Annotated in this window: 4 protein-coding genes; 3 read left to right on the forward strand and 1 reads right to left on the reverse strand. The window is 50.0% G+C overall.

The genetic code is table 11. From position 1 onward, the window contains the following. Nucleotides 1–83, reverse strand: an 83-nt coding sequence (locus tag R6U67_RS06500; protein ID WP_170189128.1) for a helix-turn-helix domain-containing protein, incomplete at its 3' end; no start/stop codon positions are given. Between the two features lie 136 nt (nt 84–219). Here R6U67_RS06500 and R6U67_RS06505 point away from each other — a divergent pair. The 3 genes from R6U67_RS06505 to R6U67_RS06515 all read left to right on the forward strand — a co-directional run bounded on the left by R6U67_RS06505 (nt 220) and on the right by R6U67_RS06515 (nt 4,345). After that, on the forward strand, nt 220–1,011 hold the full coding sequence (locus R6U67_RS06505; protein WP_410251789.1) for an RNA-guided endonuclease InsQ/TnpB family protein: 792 nt from the start codon (nt 220–222) through the stop codon (nt 1,009–1,011). A gap of 409 nt (nt 1,012–1,420) precedes the next feature. Beyond that, nucleotides 1,421–2,341, forward strand: a complete 921-nt coding sequence (locus R6U67_RS06510) for a DUF928 domain-containing protein (protein WP_410251790.1) — start codon at nt 1,421–1,423, stop codon at nt 2,339–2,341. Between the two features lie 138 nt (nt 2,342–2,479). After that, nucleotides 2,480–4,345 (forward strand): CHASE2 domain-containing protein, encoded by a 1,866-nt coding sequence (locus tag R6U67_RS06515; RefSeq protein ID WP_410251791.1) that lies wholly within the window; start codon nt 2,480–2,482, stop codon nt 4,343–4,345. Nucleotides 4,346–4,553: the final 208 nt, after the last annotated feature.

Consider the following 4,553-nt stretch of genomic DNA (forward strand, 5'->3'; position numbering starts at 1 on the left):
ACGCGACAACAGCCAAACAACTGGGCAAGTTTTTGTGCCTGGCGCTGGGTTGGATAGATTCGATACTGGTATCGAGCTTTCATCTTTTGCTGACGACATCATTGGTTTTAGTTTACCTGAGAACAGGTACAATAGGGAAGCAAGGCGGCTAAAGCCGCCTTGCTTCCCTATTGTACCTGTTCTAGGGTAAACTAAAACCAATGATTTCTTCAGCAAAGGATGAAAGGTCGATACCCGTATCGAATCGATCCAACCCAGCGCCAGTCCCAAAAACTTGCCCAGTTGTTTGGCTGTTGTCGCGTTGTGTGGAATGATGCTTTGGCTAGAGTTAAGTCAACCCCATCAGGAGAAAAGTGGCCGAGTCACTCAGGATTACAAAAACAGGTCATCACTCAAGCTAAAAAGACTCCTGAACGGCATTGGCTATCTGATGTTTCAAGTGTTCCTTTACAGCAGTCTGTGCGAGATTTAGGTGTAGCCTTCTCTAATTTTTTCAAGAGCCGCTCAGGTAAACGGAAAGGCAAAAGAGTGGGGTTCCCTAGATTCAAAAAACTAGCCAGCACCCGCAAAGATTTCCTACACAAAATAACGACTCAGTTAATCCACGAAAACCAAGGGGTTTGCCTAGAAGACTTGAATGTGTCAGGAATGGTCAAGAACCGGAAGTTAGCTAGAGTTATTAGTGAGCCAGGTTGGGGTAACTTCCGAACGTTCTGTGAAGCTAAGGCTCAACTTATCAACGATAGAGGAGTTAATGTTATCAGTCGTTGGGAACCTACATCTCAAACTTGTTCAGACTGTGGCTATAAATGGGGCAAAATAGACTTGTCTATTCGTTCCGTTGTCGGTCTGAATTGCGGAACTGAACAGGAGAGAGATGAGAATGCTGCCAAAAACATAGAAAAAGTCGGGGTCGGGCATACCCACGACTCTAAATGGACAAAGAACGGGCATAAGACCAGGGTTTCTGGCAATCCGATCGCTTTGTCAAACCAACCGTCAGTTGAGTAGCGATTATCTGTTTGATTAGCCGGAGAATCCCCATCTCTTGCTTAGTGGGGAGTATGTCAAAGTGTCCGCTTAGAAGTGCTTTCGACTCCTCGGAGTGACGAGTCTTACCTTCTGGCGAGCGGCTTGACCCCGCGTCCAAAGGGTCAATGAGATGGATCATAAAGCAATGCTTGTATCGATCTGGCTTGGTTTTCGCTCCCGTTACCTTCGCGGTAAGGTGGCCTGAACTCTATCACAGGTGGCCACCGCGTTCATCCCGACACTTACCCGGTTGGGTCAAGTGCGGGGCTTCTCGCGGAATTAGCTAAACTTTAACTAAGCTCATGAGAGTGACCACAGGATTGACCACCACCGTTAAGCCGGTTGTCCGTCATGAGCGAGCCGACGTCCTATTCTCCTTTATGTCCCTATGGCTATGGTTTGTCATCCTGTTTCATCCCTAACAGTCAGCCTGGGGCTGTTACTGGGTTTGCTCAGCAGTCCTCTCACTCCAGTCAAGGCGCAATTTTCAGCCCCGAGCCAAGACACGCCCCTACACTCCCAGAGACGAGCCGTTCAATTTTCCCCTCCCGATCGCGGTGCACCCGACTCAGCCGAAGGAGGTGCCACCCGACGTTCCGATTGTATTCATGTTGTCCCGCTCATGCCGACCGATGACGACCAAACTTACTTTGGTCTCACCTATCAAGAACATCCGAGCTTCTATTGGTATATCGCTAGTGCTAAAGCGGGTTTAGAAACCGCCGAAATTATCATTGAACGAGATAACAACACCGGTGATATCGAAGAAGTCCACCGTGTCAGTGTAGCCTTACCGCCCAATCTCAACGAACAAGAACATATTTTGCGGTTTTCCCCTTCCGCCAATGAATCCGGCTTAGAAGTTGGGGAGACCTATCGTTGGTATCTCGAAATTCAGTGCAACCCACAGAATATCCAAGATCCGACCAGCTTGGCAATTTATGATGGTTGGATTGAACGAGTCGAACCCGACCCCGAACTGGCCGCTCGGCTAGAACATCGTGACGACGCTCAAGAGGCGGCCTATCTTTATGGAAGCGCCGGGATTTGGTTTGACTATTTCGAGGAGATGGTTAATTCCCTCGACGCTTGGCCCCAGGTCTTGAGAGATTTAGATCTGATCGCGGCCGATACCCAGATTGAGATCGCCTCCCCTGGCAATGGCTCCCAAGCCTCAAGGGAAAGTCCTGAAATCCAGTTTTTCTCCCTCAACCGCGATCGCTCATCAGATGAGCGCTCATCTGATGAGCCTCCATCTGACCGCGATGATCTGCCAGATCTCGACGACGCCGGAGAACTGCGGTTTTAATCGTCAACGCCGAGATTAAGAATACCGATGAAGAGACTAACATAACTCAACAACTGCAACTTAGACAATCTGGCTGATCTACGGTTAGGGAACACGCCATCTTGGGGGCATCCAATGGTCTTCCTGAACTAAACTCTCATGTGGGATAAACTGCGACAACAGATTTGGCGGTGGCGAGGCATTTTGGCGATCGCTCCCACAACAACCCTACTGGTCTTTCTATTACGAGCCACGGGAGTCCTCCAGGGGCCAGAACTAGCCGCATTAGATATGTTCTTTCGTCTGCGGCCAGCCGAATCGATCGATGAACGCATCTTAGTCGTTGGCATTTCCGAAGCGGATTTGCAACAGTACGGCCATCCCATCAACGATAAGCTTCTGGCCGAGGCCCTGCGACGCATCGCCGCCGGGGAGCCTCGGGCCATTGGCTTAGATATCTACCGGGATTTACCCGTACCGCCTCCCTACCCGCAAATTGTGGAGATGTTTCGGCAGCAACCGCAATTGCTGCGGGAGAACCCGCCCCTCGAACCCGGCTATGCGGAGCTAACACAGCTCTACCGAGATATCGAGAATCTGATTGGGATCGCCAAAATCACCGGCGGACTCGAACGGGTGGCTCCTCCCCCGGTCTTAGCGGAATTGGGGCGCGTTGGTGCTAATGACTTACCTCGGGATAAAGATGGTCGGCTACGACGGGCCTTTCTCTATCTCACCGATCCTCAATCCGAAGAGGTGGTTCTCAGTATCGGCTTACATCTGGCCATACTTCACCTCGAACCTGAGGGAATTACCCCCAGTGTGACCGAGGATGAGCGGCAATGGGTGCAACTCTCAGACACCATATTTGTCCCTCTCTCTAGTGGTGATGGCGGCTATGGCGCCTTTGACGATCGCGGCTACCAAATTTTTATCAACTATCGTAACAATGGCCAAACCTTTGAAACCGTTGAACTACGAGACATCTTAGAAGGCCATGTCTCTAGCGATATCTTTTTTGATCGCACTGTGATGATCGGCCATACCGCCGAGAGCTTAAAAGACTTTTTTGACACGCCGTTAAGTATCCAGGGCCAAGGGATTGAGAAAACCTCGGGAGTCGAAGTTCATGCCAATGTCGTCAGTCATATCCTCAGTACTGTCCTCGATGGGCGATCGCAGATTCTCACCCTCCCCAACGTCTTAGAATGGGCCTGGATTTTCTTCGCCGCCATCTCGGGGGCTGGCTTAGCTTGGATTTGGCGCTATAGCGATCGCGCCATGCGGCTGTTAGGGCAAATTCTCTCAGGAACCCTGATTATTGGCATCAGTTATCTGGCGTTTTTACAGGGATGGTGGATTCCCCTACTTCCCCCACTGTTGGCTCAAGGAATCGCCGCGTTGTGTGTTGTCGCCTATGTGGCGCGATCGGCGATCGACATTCGCCATACCTTTAGTCGCTACCTCACCGACGAAGTCGTCGCCACCATCCTCGAAACTCCCGAAGGATTAAGTTTAGGAGGAGAACGCCGTAAAATCACCATTCTCACCTCTGATTTACGGGGATTCACCAGCATTTCTGAACGACTCCCCCCCGAAGATGTGTTATCGATTTTAAACATCTATCTCGAAGCGATGGCTGATGCCATTACCGCCTATCAAGGAACGATTGATGAGTTTATGGGAGACGGGATTTTAGTTCTTTTTGGCGCACCTACTCAACGAGAGGATGATGCTGAACGGGCCATTGCTTGTGCGATCGCCATGCAGCAAGCTATGACTGAAGTTAACCAAAAAATGACCGAGTTAGATCTCCCAACCCTAGAAATGGGCATTGGCATCAATACTGGAGAGGTAGTTGTCGGCAACATTGGTTCCCTCAAACGCACGAAATATGGCGTCGTGGGGTCTCAGGTGAACTTAACCTATCGCATTGAATCTTATACCGTTGGCGGACAAATTTTAGTCACAGAATCGACCTTAGAGGAAGTTGATAACATTGTCGAGTTTGACGGCGAAGAATAAGTTTGTCTCAAAGTTGGCATTCAACCGATCTCAATTTATTCAGTCGTGGAAATTTCTGAGAAACATAACATCAGTCTATCCCGTGACCAACTCCCACTTTATGACCTCCACCCGGCTCTATCCGTCTCTTTTACTCCCTTACAGGGCAAACAACTCGGCGATCGCCATTATCAAGGCCATCTCATCAAACTCTCACCCCACGGCGCTC

The organism is Sodalinema sp. (assembly GCF_046483825.1).
GTDB lineage: Bacteria > Cyanobacteriota > Cyanobacteriia > Cyanobacteriales > Geitlerinemataceae > Sodalinema.